This is a genomic window from Clostridium rhizosphaerae (assembly GCF_016765585.1).
GTDB lineage: Bacteria > Bacillota > Clostridia > Clostridiales > Clostridiaceae > Clostridium_AT > Clostridium_AT rhizosphaerae.
Map to the genome: position 1 here is coordinate 927,550 of NZ_JAESWC010000002.1, position 13,372 is coordinate 940,921.

The following is a 13,372-nucleotide window of genomic DNA, read 5'->3' on the forward strand; positions in this document are numbered from 1 at the left end:
TTATATTCCTCCTGTTAGAGGCTGCTTAATAACAACATCTTCTATGCTGCAGCCTATAAGCTCCTTTAAGTCACTTGGAGGTAATTCAATTTGATGTCCTATTTTGCCCGCACTGATAATAAAAGTACTTAATTCTTGGCAGGATCTATCAAGAACAGTCTTATATTCTTTTTTCATTCCTATTGGAGAACAACCGCCTCGAATATAGCCTGTAACTTTATTTATATCTGAAACCTTTATCATTTCAACTGCCTTTTCTCCTACAGCTTTGGCAGCAGCTTTTAAATCCAGTTCTTTAGCTACGGGAATAACAAAAACATAGTATTCTCTACTTGTGCCTTGAGTCACAAGAGTTTTATAAACCTGCTCTGCGGGTTTTCCTATTTTATTTGCAACTGAAACTCCATCAATCAATCCATCACCTATATCATAATTATATGTATTATATGAGATTCCTGACTTATCAAGAATTCTCATAGCATTTGTCTTTACGTTACTCAACTTTATCCTCCTCTAAACGGGAATCACTAAAAAATTAAACACTAGGCTGTCTATTCTCGCCTGATTCCGCTGGCTAACTCTTATTAGAAGTACCTATCTTCCATCTTTTCTTTATTATATTTTATAAATCTTAGCTGAAATTTTTCAATCCAGCCCTTTTTGTTTTTTAAAGAAATATACCCTATTACTGACATAGTTAATGAGCCTAATGTATCAACAATAAGATCCTTCATTGTATCCAGCAAAGCAGCCTTTCCAATCAGCGCTTTACCGCTTTCAAGAGCATATTTTTGCATATTTGTATTGAAAATAAAGTCCACTGAGAACTCATATATCTCCCATATGGTACCAAGAGTTACTGCAAAGCAAAAGGTAAACCAAGCTACAAAAGCAGGGCTCAAATTCATCGGAACCGTATCTGCTTTATTTAGAATAGTTATGAAGGAAAAACCAAGGGCTCCAAGCATTGCTCCACTACAAGTATGCAGTATTGTATCGAAGTTTTTGACCCTGTAATAAAAGGAATGTACTTCACCTAAATATATTGCCGAGTAAAGAAAAAGCGCATATACTATAACCATTTTTGATGGTATATAAAGATGCAAGCGTTTTTTCAGCATACTCGGAAGAAATAAAGCAACAGCTCCCAATATGCACTGCAGAAGCATTATTACATAATCTCCTTTTACACGAACCGATACATTATTATTCGGTGCTGCTACAGGTGATAATACTATTTTAACTGTAACATATATAGCCGATAGTACAAAAGTAATAAACACAATGATAACTAAAAGTCTACTGTTAAATATTTTCTTTTTCATATTAACCCTCATTCCCCTATTTCTGTGTGATAGTATAATATGCATTATACCCTTCAAAGATGTTTAGTAAATTTCTTATCCGTACTATATACAAAGTAATAAAATTCTTAAATTAATACGGTCATAAAATATCCAAACTTCAAGGATTTTATGACATCACTAATGTATTAGAACTTTCGCATTGTATATATCTTAAATAATGATAATATATAAAATATAGCACAAAATTACTAATTATGGAGGCCTACCTATGGACTTAAAAGAAAAACTTAAAACTCTACCAAAATCACCTGGAGTTTATTTGATGAAGGACTCCTCAGGCAGCATACTTTATGTAGGAAAGTCTAAAAACTTAAAAAGCAGAGTAAGTTCTTATTTTCACAGTTCAAAGGCTCATAGTCCAAAGGTTGTTAAGCTTACAAAGCATTTAAAGGATTTTGATTTCATACTTACTGATACAGAGTTTGAAGCCTTTCTGCTAGAATGTAAATTAATTAAGGATCTAAAGCCTATTTATAATAGAATGATGAAAAATCCTTTATCTTACACCTATATAGAAATCAGCAGGGATTATTTAAATATTGGACTATGCAGTGAAAAAAAAGATACTGCAAGCAATTACTATTTCGGCCCCTATGGAAGCAAGAGTACAGTTGAAAATGCTCTAGAAGGAATAAAGGAAACCTGCAAAATCAAATGCAGCGGCAGCTTTAAAAGTACTTCTCCCTGCCTTAATTATTCACTTGGAAAATGCATGGGTATTTGCTTTGATGCTTCTGCCAAACTTAAGTATCCTGCTGTAATTAAAGAAATATCAGAGCTTCTTTTGGGAGATAACAAAAATATAATCAATAAAATGGAGCTTAATATGAATTCAGCAGCACAAAACTTAGAATTTGATACAGCTATAAAATATAGAGATTATATTACTGCGGTCAATAGCTTGATAAACAGAGAAAAAATTCTAGAGTTTGTCAAAGAAAATGAGAATATAGCTGTAGTTGAATTTCTTGATGAGAGTAATATAAAATTCTTTCTTATAAGCGGCATTTCTATTATATATAAGGAAAAGTTCAGCCTTGATGACTGCAAGCTTAAACCACTTGCAGCTTATCTAAGCAATACTGTAATAAAGCTATTAAAAAGCAAACCTTATGATGCTTCCACAGAAATCGGCAAAAATGAAATAGATCAAACTCAAATAATATACTCCTATTTAAACAGTAAACAAAAAAGCTGCAATTATTTTTCAATCCCTGAAGCATGTATAGAAAATAATGATGAAATTAATCTCCAAATATCTATTGATAATATTATAAAAAGGTAAAGGGCTGCACTTAAAAACAGCCCTTCATTGTTAGTATATTTATTCAACTAAAGAAATAAATTCCTCATAGCCTTCTTCCCTCATCTTATCAAGAGGAACAAATCTTAAAGCAGCAGAATTGATGCAGTATCTTAACCCGCCTTCCTCGATAGGTCCGTCATTAAAAACGTGTCCAAGATGAGAATCTCCAAACTTGCTTCTAACTTCGATTCTATGCATGTTGTGGCCAAAATCGGCTTTTTCCTTAATAAATTCTCTGCTTATAGGCTTTGTAAATGCCGGCCACCCACATCCAGAATTATATTTGCTGCTTGAAGCAAACAGCGGCTCTCCTGATACAACATCAACATATATGCCCTTTTCAAAATGCTCGTCATAGGAGTTTCTAAAGGGCGGCTCTGTAGCATTTTCCTGTGTGACTTTATACTGAAGGTCGTTTAACTTTTCTTTAAGTTCCTTTGGATCTGGCTTGTTATAATTTTTAGGCACATTATCACTCCTTTTTTGTGTTAAATAAACCTAGAGGATACTTTCATATTCCCCTAGGTTTAACGTTTTTAAACTCTTACGTATAAATTTAATTCCTTATCTTCTCTAAGTTCACCAAGCTTAGGAACAATTGATGTAAAATGAGTGCTTTTATTATGCTTTTCTATTGCCTCTTTATCCTTCCATTCCTCAATGAAAGTTAATATATTGCTGTTATTTATATCTTGATTTAAATTATAGGATATGCAGCCCGCTTCTTTTCTACTTTCCTCTATAAGCTCTTTTGCAAGGTTTTTAAATTCTTCCGCTTTGCCTTCTTTTACAATATTTTTAGAGACTATAGTTATCATTTTATTACCTTCTTTCTATGTGTATTATATCATATTTTTCCATTATCACTTTTTATTTTGAAACTTTTCGCCATAAAGTGTGAAAAACTTGTGAATTTTATGTTAAAATATTAAAGGCAAGTCGTATATTGTTAAAATTAGACGAAAGAAGGCTTTATTTTGATTAGGGATTTTGTTTATGATTTAAAAAAAGAATTTAAAGGCTACAACAGTTCTTCTTTAGTGAAGGACATGCTTTCCGGTCTTACAGTTACAGCTGTTGCTCTTCCTCTGGCTTTGGCTTTTGGGGTAAGCAGCGGTGCAACTGGTGCTTCTGGAATAATTACAGCTATTTTTGCCGGTATAGTCATTGCACTTTTAGGTGGCGCTTCTTATCAAATTTCAGGTCCAACCGGTGCTATGACTGCAGTTTTAGTGCCTATTGCAATGAAGTATGGAATGAAGGGAATTTTTATTGCAGGATTTTTATCCGGTGTTATTTTATTAATTGCAGGAATTTTTAAGATTGGTCATATTGTACATTATATTCCTGTGCCTGTAATAACAGGCTTTACGTCAGGTATTGCTGTTATTATTGCACTAGGTCAGATAGATAATTTATTTGGAACTGTTAGCAAGGGAGATAATGCTGTTAAAAAGCTTTTATCTTATTCTTATCTTGGCTTTAAGCCTAATTATACAGCACTTACTATTGGTTTGTTAGTTATTGCGATTATGATAGCCTGGCCAAAAAAATTTAATATGATTTTTCCATCTTCTCTTGCAGCTATAATAGCCGCAGTACTTGTATCTATATTATTTAAGTTAAATGTAGCTGTTGTTGGTGATATACCACGTAAGCTTATATTAGACGAAAGACTGCGTTTTTCATATCTTTCATTAGGTAATATTAAGGATTTTATTATACCTTCAATAAGCATTGCTGCACTTGGTCTTATTGAGACTCTTCTTTGCGGTTCCTCTGCAGGGAGAATGAAAGGCGAGAAAATAAATGCTGACAGAGAGCTTGTAGCCCAAGGTATCGGAAATATGCTTATTCCTTTATTTGGAGGCGTACCAGCAACTGCAGCTATCGCCAGAACCAGTGTTGCTATAAAATCCGGTTCAAAGACAAGGCTTACTTCAGTAATTCATTCTATTGGTCTTATAATATCTATGTTTTTGCTTTCTCCTGTAATGTCAAAGATTCCTCTTTCAGCTCTTGCTGGAGTGCTTATGATAACTGCATGGAGAATGAATGAGTGGGAAGGCATTAAGAATATCTTCAGTAAAAGATTTAAAGGAGCAATATGGAAGTTTATACTTACTATGACCGCTACTATTGTATTTGACTTGACTATTGCTATTATTGTTGGAATAATATTTTCACTTATTTTGTTTATGGTTAGAATTTCAGATATTGATATAGTTGTCAGCGATGTTTATCCTGAAAAGCTTTCATCAAAAAACTTAGACTTAGCTTTGCTTCAAAGCACAAAAGTTATATATTTTACTGGTCCTTTATTCTTTGGAACAGCAGAAAAACTCTCTTCTATACTTTCTGAGCTTGAGGGTGTGGAGCTTATAATTTTATCAATGAGGGGTATGCCAATGATTGATATTTCTGGTTCTATGGTACTTCACGAATGTCTTATGGATTTACAAAATAAAGGTATTCAAGTTGCATTTTCAGCGGTTAACCCCAAAGTCTCAGAAATGCTGAAAAGAACAGATACTTCAAATATTATAAGCGATGAAAATATATTTTGGAGCACAGATGAAGCAATTTCTGCAATGGTTGAAAAATGTGCATAAATATTTAATAATTTTAATAAGAATTCACTAAAGTAAAGTGTACAATGTACGATATATATAATAAAATCATGTCGAATAATAGTGAGGAGTGTCGTACATTGAAGAAAAAAACAATTAATTTAAGAAGTATTCGAGTAAAGTTATTAGTTATATTAATTGCTGTTTCTTTATTACCCGCTGGAATATTAGGCTTTTTTGCCTATACAACAGCAAACAATTCAATGACTAATGAGTTTCACAGATCAACTTCAGAAACACTAAGAGAGGTTAACAGGGGAATTGATAACTATTTCTCAGGAATATCTGGAAATCTTAACATGCTGTCTAATAACATCGATTTCAAAGAAATAACACTTCATCCTGAATATGAACCTTTTGCTCTTGGTTTACTTCAAAATATGCAGTCGTCTCGAAGTGATATTGCTTCTATTTATATTGCTACTCCTAACAAACATATGACTGTATTCCCCGCTACAAATTTTCCAGCTGACTATGACCCTACAACAAGAGATTGGTATAACAATGCATTTAATAATAAAGGGAAAATTGTTTTTACTGATCCTTATAAGGATGCTACATCTGGCAAAATGATGATATCACTTTCAAAAACTGTAGAAAATAATGGTCAATTTGTTGGTGTTTTGTCTATGGATGTAAATCTTGATGAAGTATCAAAGGTTCTTTCCGGTGTTACAATTGGCTCAAAAGGCTACGTATTTATATCTGATTCAAAGGGTATTATGATAGCTCATCCAGACAGCTCTCTTCTTGGAGGCAATGTTGCTACTACACTAGAATACTGGAGCAATGCACAAAAGAATGAAAGCGGTTATCAATCCTTTGTATATAAGGGAGAAAATAAATTTATTAATTACACAACTAACAAGCTAACAGGCTGGAGAATAATGGCTTCACTACCCGTGACTGAACTTACATCAAAGACTAATGCAATATTAAAGGTTACATTAGTAGTAATTTCTGTTGTAGCTGTTTTGGCAGTTATTGTTTCCATCATTGTAAGTTCTGGAATGGCATCAAAGCTTAAACAGCTTAAAGAAACCTTTGAAAAGGCTGCTGAAGGAGATTTGACTGTTGGAGTTAATATTCATTCCAAAGACGAGTTCGAAGAAGTCGGAAATCACTTTAACATGATGATGAGAAAGATTGGAGAGCTTATTCTTAATGTAAAAGCATCTTCTGAAGTTATTGCTTCTACTTCTAACAGTATAGGCAATATGGCAAGTGAAACAAATAATGCTATTAACGAAGTAGCTTTAACCATTGATCAGGTTGCTCAAGGAGCTTCCGAAACCTCACAGGATATTCAAACTGGAGTTGATGCAGTCAATGTTTTAGCTGGCCAGATTGATACAATAGATGCTCTTGCAGAAGATATGATAAATGTATCTGAGAAATCAAATAAGCTTGGTAGAGATGGTTTAAATATTGTAAATAAGCTTACAGAAACGACAGAAAAGAGCAACGCAGCTTCTTTAGAAGTTGGTGAAGTTGTAAGCGAAATGAATGCGTCAACCGGGCAGATAGGTATGATAACGGATACTATTAATAATATTGCATCTCAGACTAACTTATTAGCTTTAAATGCAGCTATAGAAGCAGCCAGAGCTGGGGAAGCTGGAAAAGGTTTCTCAGTAGTGGCTGATGAGATAAGAAAGCTTGCGGAGCAATCTACTTCTGCTACCAATCAAATTCAAGGTTTGATTGAAGCCATTAAAGTTAAGTCCAATAAAGCAGTACAGTCAATGGAAGAGGCTAATCGTATTGCAGCTCTTCAAAACCAGGCTGTTGCAGATACAAAACACATATTTAATAAGATACTTGAGGCTGTTACTGATATATTAAACGGCTTTAACCAAATACAAGCTTCTGTTGTTGAAACTAATAAAGGAAAGCAGGAGATAGTTTCAAGGATGCAGAATATTTCAGCTGTATCTGAAGAGTCTTCCGCAAGTGCTGAAGAGGTTTCTGCTACTACAGAAGAAGTTACTGCGGCAATGAATGAATTTACAAACTCTGCGCTAGAGTTAAAAGAGCTTTCAAGCAAGCTTGAAGAGCAGATAAACAAGTTTAAAATTTAGTTTAAATAAAAGGAAGAAGCTAAACTTGAGCCGTTCAAGTTTAGCTTCTTTTTTATAATACTTAGCATTTTAAATCTTTAATAAATTCTAACACCTTTTCTTCCTTTGTTGCCCAGGAAGTTACAAGTCGGATAACAGAGGTATTATAATTATTTTTCTGCCAAATAATAAACAAATATTTCTCCTGAAGCTTTTCGATTATATTATCAGGCAGTATGGGAAAAATTTGATTTGAAGGTGAGTCAATCAAAAATGAATATCCTTCTTCACTAATTCCTTTTTTCAAAAGCTGCGCCATGGAATTAGCATGTTTTGCGAGTTCAAAATATAAGTTATCTCTAAAGAGCTCTAAGAACTGTATTCCTAGAAGTCTCCCTTTTGCAAGAAGGGCTCCCTTTTGTTTTATAAAAAATCTAAAATCTTCTTTTAGAGAGTTATTACAAATCACAAGTGCCTCTCCTAAAAGTGCTCCATTTTTCGTGCCTCCTATGTAAAAAGCATCAACAAGACTGCCAAAATCAGAAAGCTCAAGATCATTTTCCTCTGAGCATAATGCTGAACCTAATCTTGCACCATCAACATATAAGTATAATTTGTTTTCTCTGCAGAATCTGCTTAATTCAATAAGCTCAGCTTTTTTATAAATAGACCCGATTTCTGTAGAGTTTGATATGTAAACAAGCTTCGGCTTTACCATATGCTCATCAGTATGAGCCTCCAAAGCTTCTTTTATATGTTCTGGAGTAAGTTTTCCATCTTTTGCCTCAATAGATATAACCTTATGGCCTGTAGCTTCAATAGCTCCGGTTTCATGTACGAGTATATGTCCTGTACTCACTGCCACAGCAGCCTCATGTGGTCTCAAAAATGCTGATATTGCCGTTAAATTTGTTTGAGTACCTCCTGGAAAAAGATGAATATCTATATCGTTTCTTCCTATCTTCTCTTTTAGCAGCTTAACAGCTTCTTCAGTATATTTGTCTTCTCCGTAGCCTTCACCTTGCTCAAGGTTAGTTTCTAAAAGTGCATTCAATATTCTAGGATGTGCACCTTCGCTGTAATCATTTTTAAAGCTGTACATAACTAATCCCCCCGACTTAAAACTTTATTTTAATCTTCCTCATTACTGTCAATTATATCATATCTGTCAACATTTTTAGGCATTTCTTCGTACCAGCCTCTCTCTGTCATTATGTCTGATGCATCTTTAATAAGTAATAGCACTTCACCGCTTAAATGTGTAAGTGCCAGCATCAAGTCCTTTCTTACCACATTTATCTTTGATATGGCATAGGTTCCTAGTAAGTCACCCATTAATGTATATGCATAGTACAATGAAAGTCTGTCTGAAAATGGGGATTCTGTTGAGTTTAATATTTCACTATTTAAATTAGATGGTGTTAAAAGATTTTCATTTTGAAGCTTAACATTAAGGTCTTCTGTATGTTCTTTTAAGGTTCTAACTATTTTTTCATAAAGATCTCTGATCTTATCGTCCTTCATAGTTTGAGCAAGACCCATTATATTTGCTTTTGTTATACAGTTTGATAAAGAAGCGTTAAACATACTAGCTGCTTCCAATGCTGTCATAGGCCTTTTATGTCCTATAAATTTCCCCATTATGCTCTTATTTTCTGCGAATTCAACTTGATTTGGAATCGGTATATTAGGTGTTCTCATAAAAATACCCTTATTTAAAGCAACATTGTCAATTTTATTTAGTAGATTTAAACTATCCTGCATGCTTTCATAAAAAAATGCTTTAATATCTTTTCTTGCTGCTAAGCCCAAAGCAAACCCGTATTGAGAAATACCTACAGTTAAATACAGTTTTAAGGTTTGCAGCATTAGCTTATCACTATATAGTTTCCCACTTTTCAGTTTAATGTCAAACTCGGAAAAACCATAGGGTACTGGATGAGAAACACTTTGAAAAATTTCTTTTGAAACCTCTGTATTTTTGTTTGATAAGTTAACTGATTCCTGCATTATTTCTTTTATATTTTCATCTTCGCTTGTTTCTACAGCATAAGTAATAATCTGCTTTGCTTTTGAGTTAAGAAGATAAGTGAGCCACAGATAACCTATTTCCGCTGAAGTAAGAGGTATACTTTTATAATCATGTACTATTTCCACTTTTATCACTCCTTCAATGATAGTTTTTCCAAAGCTCTAAAAAACTATTATTAAAGTTTATTTTTACCCCCTATCTTTATTCAATTCATGTATAATTTCATGATTTCTAACTATTACAGCTCTTCCTCTCCAGCTGAAAGCTCTGTCTTTATATCTTCTTAAAAACTCCTTGTTTGAAATTTGCTTATTTCTTCATACTCAATTGTATACTTTAAGTCTTTTCTAAACTCTTCTATTGGTGTCTTTTCAACCTTTTTATTATGAGGACATACATCTTGACAAACATCGCAGCCCCATACAAGCTTATGTTTTTTTAAGGTTTCTATATCCTCTTCTGAAAGCTCACCTTTCTTTTGTGTTATGTATGACTTGCATTTTAATGGATTTATTGTAAAGTCTCCTAGTATGCACTGACCCGGACACTTTCTAACACAGTTAAAGCACTGATAGCAGGTTCTTTCCTGTGGTTTATCCGGTTCAAAAGAATAGTTATTTAAAATATATCCTATAAAAAAATAAGAACCATACTTATCTGTAATAAGATGATTATTTATTCCCCAAAAGCCAAGCCCTGCTTTGTGAGCCATGTATCTGTCGCTTAACGGACCTGTATCTACGAAAGCCTTATAGTCAAAGTCATCTATAGTTTCCTTTAGAAAGCTTCCTATAGTTTCAAGCTTTTCCTTTGCTATAATATGATAATCTTTGCTGAAGCAGTATTTGGACATATTTGCTTCTTCCACATTCCCTATATAATATGGAAACAGACATACTATAACTGATTTTGTACCTTCAAAAGTTAAATCAGGATAAATCCTCCTATTAAAATCCTTTTCCTCAAAACCAGTTATATATCCTCTTTCAATCTGTTTTCTCCACTTTTCCCCGAAGTCATAATAAGGCCCTGGAGGCGCTATTCCTACGCAGTCTATATTTATAGAATTGCAAAATTCTATTAATTTTTCTTTCATCTCAACACTTCCAATCAATAGCATAACTATTTTTAGTATTGCCGCATTTAAAAAATTAAGCACTTGATGATCTTAAATTTCATAATTTTATTATACTTAATTTCAATATAAAAAAAGCATTGGACTCAAAAACTTTTTTCCATTAATTTTCTTGTGACAATTTTCTAAAAATAATGTAAAATATAAATAGAACGTATGTTCTAAATTATATTTAGGAGGTCTTTCTATGAAGTTTAAATCGCTTGAAGCCTCGGTAAAAAAACAGATAAAAGCATCTATGCGAAGAATTGCTCAAAAGCTCATTAAGCTAAATCCTGAAAAGGTGGAAGTTTTAGAATATGCAACTGCATTTAATATTTGGAAAAGAAGATATATAAGCACTAACCAAGGAAAGAAATATTATGATCTTTTATTGATTGATGAGGAGCTTTATAAAGATTTGCTTTCTACAATGGAAGATATTTTCTTAAAGGAGGCTTATAATATTGCTGAAAAGGAAGAAGCTTCTGAAGTAAAACCTTCAATAAGTTATATGGATAAGCCAGCTACTCAAAAGCAGATATTTTATGCAAGATACCTTATGGATATGGTTAAAAACGAAACCCTTCCTAATAAAAAATACAGTATGCATGAAATTAGCCTTCTAATCAATGACTTAAAAAGTCACAAGAAATCTGTATAAACCGGAGCTTTAATTAATAAAGGCCAGAAATTATACTAAATTGTATAATTTCTGGCCTTTAGTTAAATATTACATCTCCCAAGGTTTTTCATGGGTTGGATTATACTTTGGAGATCTTATTACATCATCATCATCATTCATTTGAAGAGGTATTGTAGACACAACTATATGCTTATGCTTCATAAGTTCTCTTTCAATAAATATTCTTGTACCGTTATGAAGCAGTTTCTGCCACCACTTTTTAACAGCAAATTGAGGAAGAATTACTGTAATAATATCACCGGGTTTATAGTCGTATTCTTCAGATTTTATAAATTCAAGAAGAGGTTCAATAACCTTTCTATAAGGTGAATACTTTACTATAAGCGGAATATCAGTTTTTATCTTTCCATAATTATTTTTCAGCTTCTGTTCAGCTTCATCATCTATGGCAACACTAAAAGCTGTTACATTATCCGAAATAGTTTTCGCATATCTAAGAGCACGCACACTTGACTTATTGATGCTTGCAATTGGAACTATGACTCTATTTCTATAATGATCTCTTGATATATCTATTGATTCGTATTCCTCTTGATTTATTCGAAGCTGCTTTGCAAGAGCAACATAATGTTTTTTAACCTTTAACATTAGAGTCATTAGAATAGGTATAACAATAACTACTATCCAGGCTCCCTCATTAAATTTTGTTACAGCTATTATTATGACTGCAATACCCGTAACTAATGCTCCTGCTCCATTTATCAAAGCTTTTATGTGCCAATGATTACCTTTATTTCTAAACCATCTAAAAAGCATGCCTGTTTGTGATAGCGTAAAGGAAATAAATACTCCTACAGCATATAATCCCATAAGGGAAGAAACTTTTGCATCAAATATAATTATTAATAATGCTGCAGCGACTGAGAGTATGATTATCCCATTGGAATAGCTTAATCTGTCTCCACGCATTTTAAGCTGCCTTGGAACAAAGCCTTCGCTTGCCATTACTGATACCAGCATAGGGAAACCGGAAAACGCTGTGTTTGCAGCCAGTACTAATATCAAAAACAGCATTGTAGTAATAAAGTAGAACATCGCTGAATTTAAAAATGTAGCACGTCCAAATATTTGATCTGCCATCTGAACAAGTACTGTTTGATGTCCTGCACCAGGTGTAGCATGATATATATTAGCAAGTATTGAAGTTCCTCCAAATAAAACGAGTATAATAGCTGACAATAATAGAAGAACCATTTTAGCATTTTTAGTTGAAGGTTCCTTAAAGTTTGGAACCGCATTGCTTACTGCTTCAACTCCTGTCAAAGCTGTGCAGCCATTTGAAAAAGCACGCAGAATCAGTATTATTGAAACGGATGCAGTAGTTCCATAGTAATTACTTGAAACCTTTGGTTCAACAATTGGAACTCCAGTGAAATATTTGTAAAATCCAACTACAAGCATACTTAATACCGCAAATATAAACAAATATGCAGGCAGTCCAAAAATCTTAGAAGATTCTCTAATTCCTCTAAGATTGCCTAACATGAGTAAAATAACAAGAATTACACTTATAGGTACTACATAGGGTCTTAAAACTTCAAAAGCTGAGGCAATCTGAGCAACTCCAGAGGATACACTAACTGCCACAGTCATAATATAGTCAATGGAAAGCGCAGCACCTGCTGTAACTCCTGCAAATACTCCTAAGTTTTCTTTTGCAACAATATAAGCTCCTCCGCCGTTTGGATAATTATCGATTGTTTGTCTATAAGAAAGCATAAGAAGCGTTAGTAAGCCTATGATAGCTAACGATATATAAAACACATACTTATAAGACATAAGACCAATAACCGGTATCATTACAAGAAGCATTTCCTCCCCAGCATAGGCAACGGACGAAATAGCATCACTTGAAAGTATTGGAAGACCCCAACGAACATTGTACTTTTCATCCTTTAAATCAACATTATTTAAAGGTTCTCCAATGAGAAACTGTTTTAATTCTCTAACCATAAATTATTCCCCCTGATAAAATTAACCAAAACCAATATAATATAACAATTATAGTACCATAAGCGTTTATATTCAATACAGCAAATTCATTCCAAACAGCTGTAATTCCTTTGTTTTCATAGGTTAAAGCATTTCACTTGATGTTTACTCTTTAATGCTCGCTTAAGATTAGTTTTCCAAACCTTAGGACATATTTATATACAA

At 33.3% G+C, this 13,372-nt stretch carries 12 protein-coding genes; 4 read left to right on the plus strand and 8 right to left on the minus strand.

Annotation, left to right across the window (positions count from 1 at the left end):
* Nucleotides 1–477, minus strand: coding sequence for a Cys-tRNA(Pro) deacylase (ybaK, locus tag JK636_RS07535; RefSeq protein WP_476727380.1), 477 nt, complete (start codon nucleotides 475–477; stop codon nucleotides 1–3).
* Nucleotides 478–584: 107 nt separating this feature from the next.
* Nucleotides 585–1,325, minus strand: a complete 741-nt coding sequence (locus JK636_RS07540) for a DUF2238 domain-containing protein (RefSeq protein ID WP_202748214.1) — start codon at nucleotides 1,323–1,325, stop codon at nucleotides 585–587.
* A gap of 250 nt (nucleotides 1,326–1,575) precedes the next feature.
* Here JK636_RS07540 and JK636_RS07545 point away from each other — a divergent pair, with 250 nt between their 5' ends.
* Nucleotides 1,576–2,652 carry a GIY-YIG nuclease family protein gene (locus JK636_RS07545; RefSeq protein WP_202748215.1) on the plus strand — a complete coding sequence of 359 codons (1,077 nt, stop codon included), beginning with the start codon at nucleotides 1,576–1,578 and terminating at the stop codon, nucleotides 2,650–2,652.
* A gap of 39 nt (nucleotides 2,653–2,691) precedes the next feature.
* Here JK636_RS07545 and msrB read toward each other — a convergent pair whose 3' ends face one another.
* Together msrB and JK636_RS07555 are read right to left on the minus strand one after the other, a co-directional pair.
* A complete protein-coding gene (msrB, locus tag JK636_RS07550; protein ID WP_202748216.1) occupies nucleotides 2,692–3,141 on the minus strand; it encodes a peptide-methionine (R)-S-oxide reductase MsrB in 450 nt (149 codons plus the stop codon).
* 68 nt (nucleotides 3,142–3,209) lie between these two features.
* Nucleotides 3,210–3,491 (minus strand): putative quinol monooxygenase, encoded by a 282-nt coding sequence (locus tag JK636_RS07555; protein ID WP_202748217.1) that lies wholly within the window; start codon nucleotides 3,489–3,491, stop codon nucleotides 3,210–3,212.
* A gap of 159 nt (nucleotides 3,492–3,650) precedes the next feature.
* On the opposite strand from JK636_RS07555, the gene JK636_RS07560 reads away from it, so the two are divergent.
* Both JK636_RS07560 and JK636_RS07565 read left to right on the plus strand, forming a co-directional pair.
* A complete protein-coding gene (locus JK636_RS07560) occupies nucleotides 3,651–5,285 on the plus strand; it encodes a SulP family inorganic anion transporter (protein WP_202748218.1) in 1,635 nt (544 codons plus the stop codon).
* Between the two features lie 98 nt (nucleotides 5,286–5,383).
* Nucleotides 5,384–7,384, plus strand: coding sequence for a methyl-accepting chemotaxis protein (locus JK636_RS07565; RefSeq protein WP_243428138.1), 2,001 nt, complete (start codon nucleotides 5,384–5,386; stop codon nucleotides 7,382–7,384).
* A gap of 61 nt (nucleotides 7,385–7,445) precedes the next feature.
* Here the strand turns inward: JK636_RS07565 and JK636_RS07570 are convergent, their stop codons facing one another.
* The 3 genes from JK636_RS07570 to queG all read right to left on the minus strand — a co-directional run bounded on the left by JK636_RS07570 (nucleotide 7,446) and on the right by queG (nucleotide 10,491).
* Nucleotides 7,446–8,465, minus strand: a complete 1,020-nt coding sequence (locus tag JK636_RS07570) for a threonine aldolase family protein (RefSeq protein WP_202748219.1) — start codon at nucleotides 8,463–8,465, stop codon at nucleotides 7,446–7,448.
* Between the two features lie 29 nt (nucleotides 8,466–8,494).
* The gene (locus JK636_RS24010) at nucleotides 8,495–9,520 is read right to left on the minus strand and encodes a DUF3231 family protein (RefSeq protein WP_202748220.1); all 1,026 of its coding nucleotides are present in this window, start codon (nucleotides 9,518–9,520) and stop codon (nucleotides 8,495–8,497) included.
* Between the two features lie 158 nt (nucleotides 9,521–9,678).
* Nucleotides 9,679–10,491, minus strand: coding sequence for a tRNA epoxyqueuosine(34) reductase QueG (gene queG / locus JK636_RS07580; RefSeq protein WP_243428139.1), 813 nt, complete (start codon nucleotides 10,489–10,491; stop codon nucleotides 9,679–9,681).
* 226 nt (nucleotides 10,492–10,717) lie between these two features.
* On the opposite strand from queG, the gene JK636_RS07585 reads away from it, so the two are divergent.
* A complete protein-coding gene (locus tag JK636_RS07585) occupies nucleotides 10,718–11,173 on the plus strand; it encodes a hypothetical protein (RefSeq protein WP_202748221.1) in 456 nt (151 codons plus the stop codon).
* A 69-nt stretch (nucleotides 11,174–11,242) separates the two neighbouring features.
* Here the strand turns inward: JK636_RS07585 and JK636_RS07590 are convergent, their stop codons facing one another.
* Nucleotides 11,243–13,168 carry an APC family permease gene (locus JK636_RS07590; RefSeq protein ID WP_202748222.1) on the minus strand — a complete coding sequence of 642 codons (1,926 nt, stop codon included), beginning with the start codon at nucleotides 13,166–13,168 and terminating at the stop codon, nucleotides 11,243–11,245.
* Nucleotides 13,169–13,372 lie beyond the last annotated feature (204 nt).

Bases quoted from the DNA above. Each gene is read 5' to 3' on its own strand.
- ybaK (WP_476727380.1), bottom strand. From the start codon at position 477: ATGAGAATTCTTGATAAGTCAGGAATCTCATATAATACATATAATTAT.
- queG (WP_243428139.1), bottom strand. From the start codon at position 10,491: ATGAAAGAAAAATTAATAGAATTTTGCAATTCTATAAATATAGACTGC.
- JK636_RS07540 (WP_202748214.1), bottom strand. From the start codon at position 1,325: ATGAAAAAGAAAATATTTAACAGTAGACTTTTAGTTATCATTGTGTTT.
- JK636_RS07545 (WP_202748215.1), top strand. From the start codon at position 1,576: ATGGACTTAAAAGAAAAACTTAAAACTCTACCAAAATCACCTGGAGTT.
- JK636_RS07585 (WP_202748221.1), top strand. From the start codon at position 10,718: ATGAAGTTTAAATCGCTTGAAGCCTCGGTAAAAAAACAGATAAAAGCA.
- JK636_RS07570 (WP_202748219.1), bottom strand. From the start codon at position 8,465: ATGTACAGCTTTAAAAATGATTACAGCGAAGGTGCACATCCTAGAATA.
- JK636_RS07590 (WP_202748222.1), bottom strand. From the start codon at position 13,168: ATGGTTAGAGAATTAAAACAGTTTCTCATTGGAGAACCTTTAAATAAT.
- JK636_RS07555 (WP_202748217.1), bottom strand. From the start codon at position 3,491: ATGATAACTATAGTCTCTAAAAATATTGTAAAAGAAGGCAAAGCGGAA.